Origin of the sequence: Oceanobacillus sp. FSL K6-0251, from assembly GCF_038004725.1 — a bacterium.
Classification (GTDB): domain Bacteria; phylum Bacillota; class Bacilli; order Bacillales; family Amphibacillaceae; genus Oceanobacillus; species Oceanobacillus oncorhynchi.
In genome coordinates, this window is the sequence record NZ_JBBORS010000001.1 from 4,159,448 (window position 1) to 4,177,634 (window position 18,187).

An 18,187-nucleotide genomic window follows, 5' to 3' on the forward strand; every position below is an offset into this window, starting at 1 on the left:
CTACTTCACTTCGTCCTATTTGTTTCCTAAACGCTGGTAAATGGCAATCAATTTTTCTTCTTCCGCTCTCCAATTCAATTGTTCCTGGACAGCTTTTTTCCCGTTTTCGCCCATCTGCTTCGCTGCATCCGGATGATTTCTTAAATAATCCAGCGCATCCTTTATTTCTTGGTCATTATGCGGATCTACAGTGATACCGCATCGATATTGATTGATAAACTGCTTCCAGACAGGGAAGTTGGAACAAATAATTGGAATACCGGCATTCATATACTCAAAGAACTTGGTTAATTCTTTCTTCATATAATGCTCTGTTTCCGGAAAAATCGCAACCCCTGCCAGCCAATTATGCTTCAAATAAGCTTGTTCAATTTCTTCTTTGGGAATGTATTGGTTCACTCCCTTGATTTGAATCCGGTCTGACTGGCTGCGAGCGATGCGGTAAATCTCATCTGCGAATTCTGTGGAGCATTTACCAATATAATTCATGGTGACTTTCTCATCTATTAAAGGCAATTTTGCATGCAGAAATGCACCGCGCACATCTGTTACATTGCCCGTATAAATCAATTTATCTTCTATTTCCCCTTTGCGCTGATGCTTTATAAAGGCCGTATTTACCATCGGATAATTTAACACACATTCCCCATCCGGATAAATATCCTTATAATACTTTTCAGCAAGGATTAGTTCCATCTTTTTTGTAAAAAACTGCTCCATTTTCTTATATGCTTTGGCAGCAAATTTACGAAGCGGCTTCGGTACATATTCTTTTTGCAGCATGCTCGTGATGTAGTCTTCATGAATATCATATATCACATGATTCCGGCGATTTTTAAGCAGCCATGCGACTGGCAGCAGCTCCGGGTCATGAAAATGATACACATCCGCTTTTAATTTTTTCGCCTGCTTATAAAGTGTCCAGGCGCCCTTGGTCATGCGTTCCCATCTGCTTGTGTAATCTTTGATTGGGATATGCTTGATGCCGCTCTCTCTATCTATTCCTGTTTCTGTTTCTTTGGCAATTAAGTATACGTCGAATCCAGCTTTTTTTAATGATTTACATTCCTTATGATAAATTCTCGGATCATGAGGATGATGTACTGTTGTTAAATGAACAACACGTTTTTTTTCATTCATTGCAGCTGTCCTCTCTATTGGTTATTCATCGTTATTGATCAATCGTTTGTTTAAAGAGCTTCTCATATTCTTTGACAATCTTCTCTGCACGGAAGGATACCGCTCGTTCCCAGCCTTTTTCCGTGACCTGGTTTCTTTTTTCATCATCCCAATGTAAAGCATCTTCCATTTGTGCAGCTAGTGCATCTGCATCTCCTACCGGTGTAATCACACCATATTTACCATTATCCAGGACTTCTGCTGCGCCCGGTCTGGCGTCGGTGGAGATAATCGGGATTCTGGCGGCGAGCGCTTCTGTCAGCACATGCCCGAACCCTTCTCTTTTGGAAGACAATACAAAAATATCTGCCTGATTAAAATAAACATATGGATTTTCCTGAAAGCCTGCAAAAAATACAGCGTCCTCTAGATGCAATGCTTTTACCTGCTTTTTCAGCTTCTCTTCCAGCTCTCCCTCACCAAGAATGACAAGGCTGGCTGAAATATTTTTACGTACTTTAGCAAAAGCTTGAATCAATGTCGCCTGGTCCTTATCGTCTACCAAGCGTCCTGCTGTAATAATCACTTTTTCTTTCGGGTCATGAAATATAGATTGATACTCCTCGGCAATTTCTCCTTGCTTCATCAAGGATTCTATATTTTCCACATCGACCGGGTTATAAATAACCTGTACCTTTTTCGGGTTTACTTTGTAGTTTTGAATGATATTCTGCCTTACCCCTTCAGAAAGAGCAACGACTTTTTTCGAAAATCGATAGGCCAATCCATATATTTTCAGGTTCGTATTTCTTTTTCCTTCTGTTCCTAATAACGCTGCTTCCCGGACAATATTTTTAGCTTTGTGACCGGACAGCAGTCTTGCTGCAATGGCAATGAGGTTATAGTTAGGAATGGTACTGAAGACAATATCGGGTTTTTCCTTTTTAATTATTTTGGAAAAAGGGATGATTCCCGAACGCAGTCTTCTGGTCGGCAGCTTGATAAAGGTGATTTCTTTTTTTAAGTATTTTTCATAATCGCCTTCATAATTCAAGGTAATCAATGTCGGCTCAAACTGCTCCAAATCCATGTTATTTAATAAATTGAGCATCGTTCTCGCCGCACCGCCGGAACCCAACTGATATATAAAGAAAAATATTTTTTTCTTTTCCCCCATTTTTTTCATTCCCCTGCAAAGTAATTTGTCGATATTTTACCCAGAAGCATTATAACATAGGGGTGCGGATAAATAAATTTTCGACAGTGACTATTTTGTGAAAAAAGGCTTGAGGACGGTTGCTGAAGCAGAAAAAATGAAACAAAGGGATGGAGGGCTTTGTTTCATTAGAAAGGAGGGCTTATTTGGGATGATGACTTTATAGCTTATGAATGCTATCATCGAAGAGCACTGGATCTTGAAAAGTATTTTCTCTTTTTCCTTGTAAATTTGTGATTCAATCTAGTTAGCAGAATGACAGCAAACTAAGCTTGTGCTATTTTAAAATAACATGAATAAAAAGCGCTCTACAGGGAATAGATATATATCACCCTTATTAAGAAATAGATGCTTGCTTGCATGAATATTATTTGACACAAAGCATTGATTGCTACTATAATAAGGGTGTAAAGAAATATTGTGCGATTTTCGCTTCAAGGGCGAATAAAAAAGTTGGGGTGGTTCCCAGCTTTTTTTTTGAAAAAACGCCCTCATTTATGAGGACGAAAAAATATTTTTATTTACGACAAGCACAACTTAATCAGAACAACTATATCTTTTGCAAGGGTGGTCAGACCTTTGATTATAGCTATTCTTTTTTGTTGCCTTTCTCGCTTTTTCTTCATTGTGCGATTTTCTTTTTGCCCCAAGGGGTTCACCTCCTTTCAGTTAGCTACTGCCAACTTGGGGAAGTTTTTGATTGCATAAGATACGTGCTTGCCCGCCTTATGCTTTTATAATTCCACCACAAAATATTAAGAAAAGTCCCAATGTTTTGTTTGAAAATAAGAAGTTATTAAATTTACCTGCATATAATAAAGAATGCAGACCACTATAAAGCCCGCATCCCCCTTCTACTTACTCTTCTTCTAATTTCCTTTTCATATACGCCAGCACATCTGCTTTTAAATCCGGTCTTCCCAGCGCAAAATCAATCGTTGCTTCAATAAAACCAAATTTATTGCCCACGTCATATCGATCACCTTCAAAATTATAAGCAACGACATCCTGTGTCTGATTGAGTTTCTTTAACGCATCTGTCAGCTGGATTTCATTATCCTTGCCTGGTTCAAGCGTCTGTAAAATAGAAAAGATTTCCGGTGTCAGAATATACCTTCCCATAATAGCCAAGTTGGACGGCGCTTCCTTCGCATCCGGTTTTTCAACTAAATCATGAACAAAGCTGGTTCTGCCTGTCGTCTCTTCTTTGTTTTTCGGGTCGATGATTCCATATTTCGATACATCCTCCCATGGAACGGAATGTGCGCCTATTACAGCCGCATGGTGTTCCTCATGGACATCAATCAGCTGCTTTAAGCATGGTTTTTCGGACACCACAATATCATCGCCAAGCAAGACAGCGAAGGCTTCATTGCCGATAAATGAACTGGCACAGCCAATGGCATGCCCGAGGCCAAGCGGTTCCTTCTGGCGGATATAGTGAATGTTTGCGAGTTTAGAGATGCTTCTGACCTGTTCTAATGTCTCCCAATCCTGCTTCTGCTCTAATTTTTCTTCTAATTCATATGATTTATCAAAATGGTCTTCAATCGCGCGCTTGCCTCTTCCAGAAATAATAATGATATCCTCTATCCCGGAGGCCACTGCTTCCTCAATAATATATTGAATCGTCGGTTTATCTACAATGGGAAGCATTTCTTTTGGCTGCGCCTTTGTTGCTGGTAAAAATCTTGTTCCAAGTCCTGCTGCGGGGATAATTGCTTTTTTTACTGTCATACGGCATCCCTCCAGTGTATTTTAATGAAATAAATCGCTTAGGTTACAATAAGTCTAACTACCATTTACTATACATCTAATTTAGATAATTGTATAATATGGAACAAGTAGATGTTACATGAATTTACATTTAAAAAGGCAGGCTAAATAAATGAATCTATTTCAACAAATTCAAGATAGAAAAGCTAAGATTTCCGTCATTGGTCTGGGTTATGTAGGACTGCCCCTGGCAGTGGAATTAGCAAAAAAATATGATGTGGTCGGTTTTGACCTGAATGAAGCAAAGGTTGCGCAATATCGAAAAGGCATTGATGTAACAGAAGAAGTCGGCAGTGAGGCGCTAAAGGAAACTACCCTGGAATTCACAAGTGCGCCGAGCGATATCAGCGATTGTACCTTTCATATCGTCGCTGTGCCGACACCGATCAATTCGGATAAAACGCCGAATTTAAAACCTGTGATTTCAGCAAGTGAGACAGTTGGACAACACCTTACGGAAGGCTCAATTGTTGTTTATGAATCAACGGTTTACCCGGGGACAACGGAAGAGGTTTGCATTCCTATTTTAGAGGAAAAATCTCAATTGACTTTCGGAAAGGATTTCAAAGTAGGCTACTCTCCGGAACGAATCAATCCCGGCGATAAGGTGAATACCCTTGTCACTATCCAAAAGATTGTGTCTGGCTCAGATGAGGAAGCATTAAAGGAAATCTCCGCTTTATACGGTTCCATTATTCAAGCTGGTGTCTTTGAAGCAAAATCCATCAAGGTTGCAGAAGCGGCAAAGGTGATTGAGAATTCACAGCGGGATATCAATATCGCCTTTATGAATGAGCTTTCCATGGTTTTCAATAAGATGGATATCGATACGAAGGATGTGCTGGAAGCGGCCGGCACGAAATGGAACTTTTTGAAGTTCACTCCTGGTCTTGTCGGTGGACACTGCATCGGCGTGGATCCTTATTACTTTACCTATAAAGCAGAGCAGCTCGGCTATCATTCGCAGATTATCCTAGCGGGAAGAAAAATCAATGATGACATGGGCAGATATATCGCCAGCAGCATCATCAAGAAAATGATCAAGTCGAAGCTGCAGGTAGATGGCGCGCGTGTTGCTATTCTCGGACTGACGTTCAAAGAAAATGTTGCCGATGTGCGCAATACGAAGGTCAATGATATTGTGGATGAATTGACGGAATACGGTGTCGATGTGCTCGTTCATGATCCAAAGGCAGAGCCTGAGGAAGTCAAAGAGGTTTTCGGATTTGAATTGGTTCAGGATAATCAATTAACTGATTTGGATGCGGTTGTTTTAGCTGTACCCCATCGAGAGTATCAGGAATACCAGGTAAGTGACTTCCATCCAATGTACCGTTCGGATGAGAAGGTATTTATCGATATTAAGGGAGCTTACGGCAGAGATGCGCTGGAAGCTGAAGGCTTTAAATACTGGAGCTTATAAGGAAGTTTGATTATAGCGCAACATCAAGAAAAAGCAGTGACATGCGATCAGTCACTGCTTTTTCTTGCTTTCTTCTTTTTCTTGAACGGTTTAAACATAAATGACTTTACCCGCCGGAGAATGGTCACAATAGGCCTTCTCCCTCCCATAACCAGCCCGGCGAGTTCCGCAAAAATATGTAATAGAAATATCATCACAGCTGTGAAAACAAGTGAAATGGCCATATCCGCTTCGGAAAAGAGAATCCCGATCACCCCGAACAAGCCGCTGAACAGATAGATAATGACCACTGTTTTCCGGTGGCTGTAGCCGGCATCGATTAATTGATAATGGATATGGCGGCGGTCTGCTGTCATGATGCTTTCCTTATTGTAAAGCCGGCGAATCATTGCCACCAGCGTGTCAAAAATAGGCACTGCCAGAATCACAATCGGGATAATAAAACTAAAGAAGGTAATGTTTTTAAACAGACCTAAGATCGAAATAATTGCAATGATATAGCCCAGCAGGTTAGATCCGGTATCCCCCATATATATCTTGGCTGGGTAAAAATTATGGTATAAAAAGCCGATATTCGCGCCAATAAAGGTAATGCATAAGTAAGCAACCAGCACCTGCGTGTCCACAATCGCCATGGCGAAGATACTGATCATCGCAATTGTTGTCACTCCCGTGGCCAGTCCGTCCAAGCCGTCAATTAAATTAATGGCATTGGTGATTCCGATAATCCAAAAGAAGGTCAGCACCGGACCTAAAAAGCCTAGTTCCACAACGCCCAAAAGCGGAATGGTGATCCGTTCAATAATCAAACCTGCATAAATCAGCAGACTCGCGGCAATGACTTGTCCTGATAATTTAATTAAAGGGCGTATCGTATATTTATCATCCAGCGCTCCGGTAATCAAAATAATAAGCGAGCCAATCAAAATTTCATCTATGAAGACATGCCTTGGCTGCAAATACAGCATACCTAATAAAGCACCTGCAAAAATAGCTAATCCACCTAATCTTGGTGTGACGCTCTGATGTATTTTTCGATGGTTTGGTTTATCCATTGCTCCTATTTTTACTGCCAGCTTTTTCACTGGATAGGTAATCAGCAAAGCTGAGATGGCAGAAATTAAAAAGGCGATTGTTAAATCTACATAGTTTAGCATAGTATTCTCCTAAATATTACAAGTCACATACTCCTAAAAAGAATGGCTTTCATTTGGTCAACAGCAGGGTTGAAGATAGGTTGATTTTCCTATTCTGTTCCCATTGCGTTTCTTTTTGCTCATCTGGCTTCAAGTGCCAGACTTTAAAGGTTCCATGTCGAAATTTGTATGTTTATTTTTCCCTTATTTCGACATCATTTCCTGTGGACTTCTTTAAATTATATAGGACTCTTCCTATATTGCGCAATGATTTATCCGTTTATTCTTCGGGAATCTTTCATGGCAGGGATTTTGCTGGAATAGAAATAGGTAAAGCGCATCTTTTTTTTAGGTTGCGACTGTGGTACATTCATTACAAACATCAGCTTGTGAAAAGGAGGTGCCTCATATGTTTTTATATCTTTATGTATTAGCAGCTGCTATCGCTGTGTTTGGAATGATTGTTGTATTCCGTTCCACCATGGATAACATGCTGACAGAGCCGGAAAAGTTCCCGCAGCATTTAAACCGTTTTTTTACCAAATTTTCTATTCTTGAAATCTTGCCAATTGCGATGATTGTGCTGGGATTTATCTTCCCGCCAAGTGAACAGCTGGACATGTCGGATGCGCTGATTCCAATTGTCATTATCGGCCTTTTAATGATCATTCATATTTTTTATATCTTCTCGCAGCGTTCTCCTGCAGGTAATGTCGAAAAAGAGCTCAAACAGCGGATCCAGCCATTTATATTTATGGCGATGGCTTTAGGAAATGCAGTTCCTATTATTGCAATTGTTTTTATTCTGTTAATCGTCAGCTAATCTATCCTGATGTGTTTCTTGCACATCGGGTTTTCTTTTTGCATTTACATCCACCAGGATAAGAAGACTTCTCAAAAAAAGTTTAGGTTTATACCTTTCTTTCGGGGGCTGCTTTACCTATAATAGAACTTAGTTTGAACCGGATGCGGAGGTTATGTTTTGAGCAAGCAATCTGTTACTGTAGAAAAAATATGTTTATTAGCCGGAAAGATTATGCTGGCTTCTGGAGCAGAGACGTATCGGGTCGAGGATACCATGGACCGGATCGCACAGTCTTATGGGGTAGAAAACCCTCAAAGCTATGCTACATTAACCGGACTGCACTTCTCGCTCGATTATACGGAAAGCAGTTATTTCTTACGGATTACCAAACGTGCTACAGATCTACATAAAATTGATGATGTGAATCAGCTTTCCCGGGAAATTGTCGCGTATCAGCTTCCCTTGGAGACAGCTTATCATAAATTAAAAACGTTAGAAAAAAATGTACCGACCTTTTCTTTAAGCTTCCAAGTGCTTGCAGCCACACTGGTCAGCGGGTGTTTTTCCTTAATGTTCGGCGGTACGTGGGCTGACTTTTTACCGGCCTGTCTTGCAGGAAGTATCGGGTACTCGACGATGATTCTATTTGATAAAATGATTGAAATCCGCTTCCTCGCAGAATTTATCGGATCATCGTTCATTGGTTTAACAGCTGCGATCTGTTTTTTGCTCGGCTTTGGCGGAAGTCTGGAAATGATTATTATCGGCGCGGTTATGCCGCTTGTTCCCGGGCTCCCAATTACGAATGCCATTCGCGATTTAATGGCGGGTCATCTTGTTTCCGGTGTTTCCAAGGGAATCGAGTCACTGCTTACCGCTGTAGCGATTGGAGCCGGAATTGCGATGGTTTATGGGTTTTTTCCAGTTTAATTGCTGTCATCCGAAAATAACAAGGCAGCTCTCATCGGTGTGGCAGACGCAGAAGTCGTCACACCCTGCGAATGCTTAAATGGAGGATAGAATACAAATGTTTGATATTATTGTTCAACTTGCTGCCAGTTTTATTGCATCTGCAGGCTTTGGTGTTTTATTTAATGCACCAAAAAAATCATTGATTCCATGCGGTCTTGTCGGAATGCTTGGCTGGATTCTCTTTTACACCCTCAGAGAATTTCATGTCGATATCGTTGCTGCAACTACCTTTGCGGCAATTCTTGTCTCCATCCTCAGCCAAGTTTGTTCCCGTATTCTAAAAAGGCCCATCATTATCTTCGCGGTATCCGGCATTATCCCGCTCGTACCTGGAGGCGTCGCCTATAATGCCATGCGAAACTTTGTTGAAAATGATTATAATACGGCAATTCAGCTTTCAGCCCAAGTGATGCTTCTGGCTGGAGGCATTGCGATTGGTCTAATGTTTTCCCAGGTTATTAATCAGATTATGATGAAGCTGCAGAAGACAAAGCCGTAATTTTTTCATTTTCATTGAAGTGACCAATCCTTCGTTGATAAAAGCTTTGCTTCGTACAATTCTAAAAGGGAGACGGTATATTTTTAAATGTCTCCCTTTTTTGTCTTATGAAAATTGTTTGTTTCTTCGTTTTATTTACTTGCCTACCAGCTTTTTAATTTCTTCTTTACTTAATTTTGTGATCTCTGCTATTTGGTTGACTGGCATGCCTATTGCCAGCAATTCTAAAGCTATTTCTTGTTTTCCTTCTTGTTTTCCTTCTTGTCTCCCTTCCTGCTTCCCTTTCTCCAATCCTCTCTCAAAATAAGAATTCGGCAGCTGCAAAACCATGTCTTTTTCCTCCTCCGGCAAGTTCTCCATTTGCTCCATCATTTGCGCTTCCTCCTCTTTGTTTAGTTTTAGATAAGTTTCGAAATAACCATACAGGAATTCCATTTGCGCCGGGTTGATTTTCATCCGGGTGATCATGCGCAGAAACTCCAGCTTCACCTGAACCCGCTCATGCTCTTCATATCCCATCTGACTGAGCAAGGCTGCTGCGGCCGGGTTGTCTGATTGAATATAAGCTCTCCAGTTTTTCTTGATTAAGTGTAATTGTAAAAAGTTAAATTGAAGGACGTCTTGGATGGGTGTATTAATTCTGAATTGCGTAGGTTCTTCTTTTTCCCTATTATAACTCAAAACAGCGATGGGTTGAATGGGTTTGCGGTGTTTGGCGTAAAGGTAAGAAAAATAGAGAAACATTCTTTCAGGAAAATTTGCTTCACGGGTCGATTGTGCTTCCGTATGAATATGCAGGATTTTGTCTTCATGATTCAGCTTAACTTCGGCGAGGACGTCTATTTCTTTCTTGCGGCCATTGAGGTAATCCAGATAGACTTCCTGTTCGAGGAAGGTCACGTTGGAGAAATCAATGTAGGGATAGAGATTGGGGAAAAATGCTTCGATAAACTCTTCAAAAAACTCTTGAATCAGCTTTTTCGTCAGCCGATCATGCTTCATGTAGTCTGCTTCTTCTTCGAGAATAACTGGTGCTGTAAGCAATAGACCACTTCCTTTCTTTGAATTGTCTATATTTTACCAATCATTTTAAAATAAAGCCAGTCTTTTTTCAGATAAACTGGGTAAATATTTACTGCAGATGGTTTTTATAAATTCCATCAAGCTAAGCAGTTGTATATACTCCCCCCTCTTTTTTTATAATAATTCCATTATATCCAGTTCACTCCAAACAAATTCTGAAAAATTAATTTATTAACTCCATTTTAGAGGTAAATAAATTGACAAAGCCACCATTCATTCTGTAAAGTTAATGATTAATCCCCTTCTATCTTTAGGGAATTTTTAATGTGTTTGTGCGTGTTCCAAAGCTTCCCTGTAAAATGTGCCTTTCAATCCAAATTGGCGCGGTCAAAACCTTGATGGATTTAGTCTGTTGGACATTTCCATCTGTTTTCAAATCAGCATTTTAGAGGATACTTACACGCATTTTTTAACATCTTTACAGAAACTAAAGAATTGAGGAACCTAATCATGAGTGAAACTATACAACCAAAGGCAACGATTGTGATTTTTGGAGCAACTGGAGATTTGGCAAACCGTAAACTATACCCTTCCATTTACCGCCTTTATAAGAGCGGTAAACTAGACGAGAATTTCGCGGTTATCGGGCTTGCCCGCCGTGGATGGGATAATGACATTATACGTGAGAAGGTAGAGCAGTCTATCCAAGGGTTGACTTCCGAGGATGAAGATGTATCTGAATTCACTTCTCATTTTTATTATAAATCATTTGATGTTACATCGACAGATTCCTATACTGACTTAAAATTTATGGTGGAATCTCTTGAACGGGAATATCATACGGAAGGCAATCGCCTGTTTTATTTAGCGATGGCTCCTGACTTTTTCGGGACTATTGCCAATCAGCTGAAAGACCATGGCTTAAAAGAAACGTCTGGATGGACACGTTTAGTGATTGAAAAACCTTTTGGGCATGATTTACCTTCTGCCAAAAAACTGAATAAAGAGCTTCAAGCTGCTTTTGATGAAAATCAAATCTATCGAATCGACCATTATCTAGGAAAAGAAATGGTTCAAAATATCGAAGTTATCCGTTTTGCGAATGGAATCTTTGAGCACTTATGGAATAACCAATTTATCAATAACATTCAAGTAACAAGCAGTGAGACACTTGGTGTTGAAGAACGCGCACACTACTACGATGCATCAGGTGCAACAAGGGATATGATTCAAAACCATATGCTGCAAATGGTTGCTCTGCTTGCTATGGAGCCGCCAATCAATCTCAGCACCGAAGAAATTCGTTCGGAAAAAATCAAGGTATTGCGTGCTCTGCGCACCATCAAAGAAGAGAAGGTTCACAAGTATTTTGTCCGCGGTCAATATGGTCCCGGGGAAATCAACGGAAAAAAAGTCAATGGTTATCAGGATGAAGCTGAAGCATTAAAAGACTCCACAACAGAAACCTTTGTTGCTGCAAAGCTTGTTATTGACAACTATCGCTGGGCCGGCGTTCCTTTCTATATTCGTACAGGAAAACGAATGAAAGAAAAATCAACCAAAATTGTTGTGGAATTTAAAGATATTCCAATGAACCTTTATCATAAAAAAGATGATTTACGAAATCCTAACCTGCTCGTTATTAACATTCAGCCAAATGAAGGGATTACACTTCATTTGAATGCGAAGAAAACAGGGAATGGTAATTTAACAGAGCCTATTCAGCTGGCTTATCACCAAGATTCAGAATCTGGTATCAATACTCCAGAAGCATATGAAAAGCTTATTTACGATAGTATGCTTGGTGATGCAACGAACTTTACACACTGGGATGAAGTTGCATTGTCATGGGAATTTGTTGATCGTCTTTTAGCGAGCTGGGCAAATACAAAACCGGATTTCCCGAATTATGAATCTGGTTCGATGGGTCCAAAAGCTGCAGATGAATTGCTTGAAAGAAATGGCTTTCATTGGTGGCCGGAATAAACTATATATTACTCCTATCAAAAATAAGCCTCCTGCTTTCTTAATGTAGCAGGAGGCTTATTTTTTAATATCTTCTTGGTTGAAATACGGAAATAATCAATACGATACATGTAATCCAATGCAATGTCATGCCAACAAGTGGGATAAAGCCAATAATACTTGTTACAATTCCTAAAACACTGCCCGCTATCCATCTTCTATCCCGGCTGGCGAGGAGTAATGTAATAATATGAAGAATCAGCATGACGAATAATGGCGTATAGCCCGACCCCATGATATAAATACCGCCAAAGACTGGAATACCCAATAATCCTTCAAAAACACCGGTGATTAACTGCATTACTTGGGATATTACCATTTTATCTACCTTCTTTCGCTTTTCTTTGTCTTTATCATACCCGATTTTCGACATGAAATGAATTCTAGCCTGTTGTTAATCAAAGAAAATTATTTATGTCATGAAAAGGGCAGCTCGGCAAATGAGATGATTGTCTCTCTGCCAAGAGCTGCCTCATTTTTCATTACTTACGTTTACTTTTTCGCTGCTTTCTTCCGCTTCCTTCTTCCCCTTACTTTCTTCGTTATGTTATCAAAGATCAGATAAATAACAGGAACAAAGAATAAGGTAAAGATGCTGGAAATCGTTAAACCGAAGATTATCGTTACAGCTAATGGCTGCTGCAGCTCGGCCCCTTCACCAATACCCAGCCCTAACGGAATCATCGCCAGAATCGTGGTAAGGGATGTCATCATGATTGGGCGTAGTCTGGAGCGTCCTGCTTCAATAATAGCTTCTATCTGGTCCATTCCTCTTCTGCGCAGAATATTGATATAGTCTACAAGTACAATCGAGTTATTAACCACTATTCCGGCAAGCATGATAATGCCGATAAGGCCGGCCACACTTAAGGATATATTTGTCACAAACAGTCCGCCAATAACACCGATAATGGTTGTCGGCAATGCAAACATAATAATAAATGGCTGCAGGAGATTTTCAAATTGTACAGCGAGTACGATATACACTAAGAAAATCGAGAATATCAGCGCTACGCCAAGCTCCATAAAGGCCTCTTCCATATCTTCTGCCTGGCCGCCAATGCTATAGCTGTAGCCTTCAGGAAAGTCCATTTGACTTAGCTTCGTTTCAATATCGGATACGACACTTCCTAAATCGCGGCCGACAACCCCCGAGCTGACATTCATTTGTGCCTGCTGATTTTCTCTCAGGAGCGTCTGCGGTCCTTCTGCCTGCTCGATCTCAACCAGTTCATCCAACGGAACCGTTGCTCCTGAAGGGGACTGAATACTGCTGTCTAACAGGTCTTCGATACTTGTGCGTGTATCTTCTGGATAGGCAATGGTAATATCGATTTCCTGTCCTTCTTCCCGATATTGGCCGACCACCTGTCCGGAGAATTTCATTTCCAGCTGGCTGGTGATTTGTGACCCTGACAGCCCATAGCTGGAGGCTGCGTCCTCATCTACCCGAATTTCCATTTGCGGAATGCCATCTTCTGCTGTAGAGGTTGTATTGGTTACTCCTTCAACCTTCTCCATTTCAGCAAGGACCTGTTCGGATAAATCAATCAGGGTATCATTTTCAGGGCCATTTAATTGAATCGTAATCGGGTCTCCCATTTCCATACCGCCATCCATCGCAGAGGCTGCAATATCAGCACCTGCAATATGCTGCACACGTTCATCGATCTCTACCATAATCTGTTCCGTTGACCGGTCCCGCTCTGATGCAGGTATTAATTGCAGCGTATAGGTTGATTCATTCATACTGCCAGTAAAGTCAGCAGATCCGATGGTTACATAGCTGACATCCATATATTCCTCATAGTCTGCTAAAATGTCATCCACCTGTTCTGTCATGCCGATCGTATAGTCTAAGCTGCTTCCCGGCGGTGTCTCTACCGTGATCTGCGCTTGTCCCTGGTCGGCTGATGGCATAAACTCCATCCCGATACGCGGAATGAGAAAAAGGCTGCCGATAATCGCTAATATCGTTACCAGGACGGTTGTTTTTCTAAATCTCAGTACTTTTTCTAATCCTTTTCCATAACGTGTTTTCAACCAATTTAAAAACCTGTCAAACCAATACCTTTTTCCCGATCCTTCCATGACATTTGCCAACAGCTTCGAGGAGAGCATTGGTACTAATGTAATCGCAACGACTAAAGATGCGACTAAGGAGAAGGAAACAGCCAGTGCTAATGGTGTAAATAAGTCGGATGACATTCCTTCTACAAAAACAATTGGTAAAAATACGACTAATGTCGTCGTTGTTGAAGCAATAACTGCCGGTGCTAATTCAATCGATCCCTTGGTTGCCGCCTCAAACAGGCTGTAGCCTCTGCGCCGGTAGGAATAAATATTTTCTAAAATAATAATGGAGCTATCCAGCATCATTCCAATCCCTAAAGCCAATCCGCCCAGGGAAAGTACATTCAAGGTCTGACCCGTAAAGTACATTAATACAAAGGTTGCGATAATCGCAATTGGTATCGATAATCCAATCACAATGGTTGCACGGATGCTCTTTAAAAACAGGAGCAGAATAAGAAAGGCGATTGCCCCTCCAATTAAAATATTATTCATGACCGAATCAATCGACATTTCAATAAATTCAGAGGTATCAATGATGGTATTTAAACCCATTCCTTCTGGTAAATCTTCCATCATTCCCGGCATCGCATCTGTAATATTCGATGCAACCTCTACCGTATTCGCATCTGTCTGCTTCATTACAGACAAGACAAGTGCATGCTCCCCGTTCACCATCGTTTCGGAGGAAGTCTCTTTAAAATCGTCCTGCACGTCTGCAATATCCGAAATACGGACAACGCCGCCTGCCTCTGACTGAATCTGTGTATTTTCAATATCCTCTATGTTGTCAAATTCACCAATGACGCGAATCTGTAAATCCTGATTTCCCTGTTCTACCGTACCGATGGAGGAAGAGCTGTTCTCGCTTCCCAGTGTATCCATGACACTTTGAGGCGAGATGCCATATTGTTCTAAGCTCGCTTCATCTAATTCAATTTGAATCTCTCTTTCTAAGCCGCCTTCAATCGTGACTGAGGCTACCCCTTCTTGTCTTTCAAAGAAAGGAACAATTTGCTGGTCTGCGATTTCGGTCAGCTCGGCTAAATCATCGCCCGTTAACCCGAGGTACATAACCGGAAGTGAATCAGGGCTGAAGCGAAGAATATTCGGGTCCCCTGCTCCATCAGGTAACATTCCTTTTACTTGGTCGACCTGTTCTCTCACATCCAACAGGGCCTGGTCTAAATCTGTTCCATTTTGAAACATCATCATTACCATGGAGGACCCAGATTGTGATTGAGATTGAACCGTATCGATTCCTTCTACTGCACTTACTGCTGATTCCAGCGGTCTGCTGATTAAATTCTGCACATCTTCTGGTGCTGCATCTTGATAATTGGTAGCAACGACGGCTACCGGCAAATCTATTTCAGGGAAAAGATCGACCGCAAGATTTCGCAGGGACATAACCCCTAAAGCAAGAACAGCTAATACAATCATAATGACGCCAATTGGCCGTTTTACTGAAGTTTTTATAAGCTGTTTCAAAATCTATTCCCCTTTCACTACTTCGACAGCATCGCCGTCTTCTAATCCGGATTGACCTGTTATGACGATTTCTTCCCCAGCTTCGATATCTCCCTCGATTGCGGTTTGCCGGGATTGCATCGTAATAACAGAAACCTCGCGCTGCTCTACCGTTTCCTCATCCGTTACCACAAAAACAAAGGACTCCCTTTCACTCTCTACAACCGCTTCTGTAGGTACTAATAAGGCATCCGATTCTACGGTTTCCTCGACGGTTATTTTTGCAACAGCTCCGGAGATAAAGGACGAATCTCCAGTTTCAAAAGCTGCCGTAACCGGATATAATCCGGTATCATCCGGAATCTGATCTATATTGGTAATCGCAGCTGTTTTCTCTTCTCCGCTCACAGTCACTTCTACTTCATCATCGATATTCAAAAGGTTCAGCATGCTTTCGGAGGCACTGCCTTCTGCTTTCCATTCATCTGTATCCGCAATCAGCATAAAAGGCTCTTCCGGGTCGATATTCTCGCCTTCACCGGCCTGAATCTGAATGACTTCCCCAGCTTCCGGTGCGTCCACAGATTGTGTATTGCCATCAAGCGTTAATTCAGCGACTGTCTCATCTTCTTCTACCGTATCGCCGACATTTACTTCTAAGGTGTCTACTTCTAAAGGCTGTTCAATCATAATCGGGGTTGTCTGTGAAGGCTCCAGCCGGGCATTAAATGTTCTTTCCCGCGTCAATTCCCCTTCTTCGACCTCCTCTGTCTGTACAGAAGTAATTACCTCCTCCTGTGTTTCTTCAGCGGATTCATTGTCATCCTCTGTACATGCCGCTAAAACAAACAGCATCAAAATCAATCCAATTGCTCCAATACTTTTTTTCATGGTTATGTAGATACCCCTTCCTTATTTTAACTGGCACTTGCCTGCTCTCGTTTTTATACCTTTTTTTCTGTCTCTTTGTTTCGTACGAAAGTGACACGCAATTCGTTTCAAAAAATTCCTCATTTAAGTATATCCCTTTCAAAATACCCAAGCAACGTTTGTCTGCCAGGTGATGAGAGAAGTTATTAAATGCACTTTTTCTATAACATATCCCCTCACGGAACGTCAGATGCAAGTCTTATCTGCTTATTGCCGCATAATAATTCCAGCAATGATTTTGGTGGGGCGAGTAATCGCAGTCCCAACGCTTTTGATGGGACGAGTAATCGCAATCCTCCATCATTCTATTTTCCTATGAATCTGACAAGATTCGACTGATTTTTATCAATCATTTTGAAAACGCATACGTATTTTAGAGCATTCTCGACAATTACAAAGATAAACACGCTTAAACCTGCCTTCACCTCTTTATACATCGAAATATGCATCTTTATCCACTTTTAAGCGCTTTGTTTAATTTTATAACTATAAGGTATAATTAAAAATCGAATCATAGCTTATTTCCATCCTCATACATCATTTTCTTTCAGCTTTTGAATAAATAGCTTGATTGATTAACCCGCTGCAAAATTTTTTGTTTTACACACTATTTTGCTTTCATTTTCATCGAAATATATACCTGAAAATTCCAAAAATAAAAGGGGGAGAAAAAATGAAGAAATTATTATTTGCTTTGATAACTGCATCGGTTCTTATTTTAACTGCATGCAGCGATGCATCAAGCGAGGGAGAAATTGATACGATTGTTTTAGCTGATGCCGGCTGGGACAGTATTAATGTACACAATTATATTGCGGCACAAATCATGGAAGAAGGATACGGCTATGATACAGATATTACTTCCGGTTCAACTGCAGCGACCATACAGGGGTTAAGTGATGGGGATATCAATGTGTATATGGAGGTATGGACAGATAATATCCGCGATATTTATGAGGAATTAACAGAAGCAGGCGATATTGAAACCTTATCTGTGAATTTTGATGATAACAATCAGGGGCTGTATGTTCCTGCCTACGTTATCGAGGGTGATCCAGAACGAGGAATTGAGCCGCTTGCACCTGATTTACAAACCGTAGAAGACTTGAAGGATTATCCGGAAGTATTCCAAGATCCGGAAGATCCGGATAAAGGACGTATTATTAATGCGCCGAGCGGATGGGCTGTAGAGGAAGCCATTAATGATAAATTCGATTTCTATGAATTAGATGAGACCTTTAATAACTTTAGCCCAGGCTCTGATTCAGCTATTATTACCGATTTAGCCCGTGCTTATGAAGCTGGAGAAGGATGGGTCGGCTACTATTGGTCACCTACAGCGATTACTGCAAAATATGATTTGATTTTACTAGAAGAAGCACCTTATGATGAAGAAATTTGGGAAGAGTCAAAAGGAACCGAATTCCCTCCAAATGATGTGGTTATTTCCGTTCATCCGGATTTTCTTGAACAAGCACCTGAGGTTGTGGAATTCTTAGAACAATATGAAACAAGCAGCGCATTAACCGAAGAAGCGTTAGAGTATATGGAAGATAATGGCGCATCAGCAGAAGAAGCAGCTATCTGGTGGATGCAGGAGCACGAAGATATTTGGACAGCCTGGCTTCCAGAAGATACTGCACAGGATGTAGTTGATTCATTGGAATAAAAAAATAAACAATAACGTGGAGTAGCTGGCCACCAGGTTAGCTGCTCTTTC

The 18,187-nt window shown here is 41.0% G+C and carries 15 protein-coding genes; 6 read left to right on the top strand and 9 right to left on the bottom strand.

From position 1 onward, the window contains the following. Positions 1-15: 15 nt before the first annotated feature. From MKY45_RS20370 to galU, 4 genes are all read right to left on the bottom strand, one after another. Positions 16-1,140 carry a glycosyltransferase gene (locus MKY45_RS20370; RefSeq protein ID WP_042529592.1) on the bottom strand — a complete coding sequence of 375 codons (1,125 nt, stop codon included), beginning with the start codon at positions 1,138-1,140 and terminating at the stop codon, positions 16-18. 31 nt (positions 1,141-1,171) lie between these two features. After that, on the bottom strand, positions 1,172-2,296 hold the full coding sequence (locus MKY45_RS20375; RefSeq protein ID WP_042529590.1) for a glycosyltransferase: 1,125 nt from the start codon (positions 2,294-2,296) through the stop codon (positions 1,172-1,174). Positions 2,297-2,856: 560 nt separating this feature from the next. Then, positions 2,857-2,985: a hypothetical protein gene (locus tag MKY45_RS20380; protein WP_264299304.1), complete on the bottom strand. Its 129-nt coding sequence runs from the start codon at positions 2,983-2,985 to the stop codon at positions 2,857-2,859. Positions 2,986-3,193: 208 nt separating this feature from the next. Then, complete coding sequence (gene galU, locus MKY45_RS20385) at positions 3,194-4,072, bottom strand: UTP--glucose-1-phosphate uridylyltransferase GalU (protein WP_042529587.1); 879 nt, start codon at positions 4,070-4,072, stop codon at positions 3,194-3,196. Between the two features lie 151 nt (positions 4,073-4,223). On the opposite strand from galU, the gene MKY45_RS20390 reads away from it, so the two are divergent. Then, positions 4,224-5,534 carry a nucleotide sugar dehydrogenase gene (locus MKY45_RS20390; RefSeq protein ID WP_341173347.1) on the top strand — a complete coding sequence of 437 codons (1,311 nt, stop codon included), beginning with the start codon at positions 4,224-4,226 and terminating at the stop codon, positions 5,532-5,534. A gap of 47 nt (positions 5,535-5,581) precedes the next feature. On the opposite strand, the gene MKY45_RS20395 is transcribed toward MKY45_RS20390, so the two are convergent. After that, the gene (locus MKY45_RS20395; protein ID WP_341173348.1) at positions 5,582-6,691 is read right to left on the bottom strand and encodes a glycosyltransferase family 4 protein; all 1,110 of its coding nucleotides are present in this window, start codon (positions 6,689-6,691) and stop codon (positions 5,582-5,584) included. A gap of 388 nt (positions 6,692-7,079) precedes the next feature. On the opposite strand from MKY45_RS20395, the gene MKY45_RS20400 reads away from it, so the two are divergent. From MKY45_RS20400 to MKY45_RS20410, 3 genes are all read left to right on the top strand, one after another. After that, positions 7,080-7,493, top strand: coding sequence for a hypothetical protein (locus tag MKY45_RS20400; protein WP_341173349.1), 414 nt, complete (start codon positions 7,080-7,082; stop codon positions 7,491-7,493). A 159-nt stretch (positions 7,494-7,652) separates the two neighbouring features. Beyond that, positions 7,653-8,405 carry a threonine/serine exporter family protein gene (locus MKY45_RS20405; RefSeq protein ID WP_042529579.1) on the top strand — a complete coding sequence of 251 codons (753 nt, stop codon included), beginning with the start codon at positions 7,653-7,655 and terminating at the stop codon, positions 8,403-8,405. A 97-nt stretch (positions 8,406-8,502) separates the two neighbouring features. After that, entirely contained in the window at positions 8,503-8,946 is a 444-nt protein-coding gene (locus MKY45_RS20410) for a threonine/serine exporter family protein (protein ID WP_332094117.1), read from the top strand. A gap of 135 nt (positions 8,947-9,081) precedes the next feature. Here the strand turns inward: MKY45_RS20410 and MKY45_RS20415 are convergent, their stop codons facing one another. After that, the gene (locus MKY45_RS20415; protein ID WP_256705198.1) at positions 9,082-9,990 is read right to left on the bottom strand and encodes an Rpn family recombination-promoting nuclease/putative transposase; all 909 of its coding nucleotides are present in this window, start codon (positions 9,988-9,990) and stop codon (positions 9,082-9,084) included. 489 nt (positions 9,991-10,479) lie between these two features. Between MKY45_RS20415 and zwf the strand changes: the two genes are divergently transcribed. Further along, the gene (gene zwf, locus MKY45_RS20420; protein WP_341173350.1) at positions 10,480-11,955 is read left to right on the top strand and encodes a glucose-6-phosphate dehydrogenase; all 1,476 of its coding nucleotides are present in this window, start codon (positions 10,480-10,482) and stop codon (positions 11,953-11,955) included. A 64-nt stretch (positions 11,956-12,019) separates the two neighbouring features. Here the strand turns inward: zwf and MKY45_RS20425 are convergent, their stop codons facing one another. The 3 genes from MKY45_RS20425 to MKY45_RS20435 all read right to left on the bottom strand — a co-directional run bounded on the left by MKY45_RS20425 (position 12,020) and on the right by MKY45_RS20435 (position 16,428). Continuing rightward, entirely contained in the window at positions 12,020-12,313 is a 294-nt protein-coding gene (locus MKY45_RS20425; protein ID WP_042529572.1) for a hypothetical protein, read from the bottom strand. Positions 12,314-12,486: 173 nt separating this feature from the next. Beyond that, positions 12,487-15,558 (bottom strand): efflux RND transporter permease subunit, encoded by a 3,072-nt coding sequence (locus MKY45_RS20430; RefSeq protein WP_341173351.1) that lies wholly within the window; start codon positions 15,556-15,558, stop codon positions 12,487-12,489. Between the two features lie 3 nt (positions 15,559-15,561). Then, positions 15,562-16,428, bottom strand: coding sequence for an efflux RND transporter periplasmic adaptor subunit (locus MKY45_RS20435; RefSeq protein WP_256705201.1), 867 nt, complete (start codon positions 16,426-16,428; stop codon positions 15,562-15,564). A gap of 712 nt (positions 16,429-17,140) precedes the next feature. On the opposite strand from MKY45_RS20435, the gene MKY45_RS20440 reads away from it, so the two are divergent. Next, positions 17,141-18,136, top strand: a complete 996-nt coding sequence (locus MKY45_RS20440) for an ABC transporter substrate-binding protein (RefSeq protein WP_193065083.1) — start codon at positions 17,141-17,143, stop codon at positions 18,134-18,136. The last annotated feature ends 51 nt before the right edge of the window (positions 18,137-18,187 follow it).